We start from the raw sequence: 287 nt of genomic DNA, 5'->3' as shown, positions 1-287 counted from the left end.
TTGCGCTCCAGGCTGCTGCGCTTCTCCTCGAGACCACCCATCACCTCGACGTGCCGGCGCTCGGCGTCCTGGTCGAGGGCGGCGGCCTTGGCGCGCGCCAAGAGCGAGCAGATGGTCGCCGAGGCCAAGCACCGCGCCGACTCCATGATCGGCGACGCCCGGACCCGTGCCGAGACGATGGAGCGGGAGGCGCGCGCCAAGGCCGCCGCCCTCGACCAGGACGCCGAGCGCCGGCACGTCGAGGTGATGGGTGGTCTCGAGGAGAAGCGCAGCAGCCTGGAGCGCAA

Annotated in this window: 1 pseudogene; it reads left to right on the top strand. The window is 72.5% G+C overall.

From position 1 onward, the window contains the following. Window positions 1–87: 87 nt before the first annotated feature. Window positions 88–287 (top strand): annotated as a pseudogene (locus E9565_RS22100) (cell division protein DivIVA); the annotation flags it as partial.

Origin of the sequence: Blastococcus sp. KM273129, assembly GCF_021698995.1 — a bacterium.
GTDB lineage: Bacteria > Actinomycetota > Actinomycetes > Mycobacteriales > Geodermatophilaceae > Blastococcus.
The sequence above is the reverse complement of the archived record's forward strand: the minus strand, read 5'-3'. Positions and strand labels throughout refer to the sequence as shown.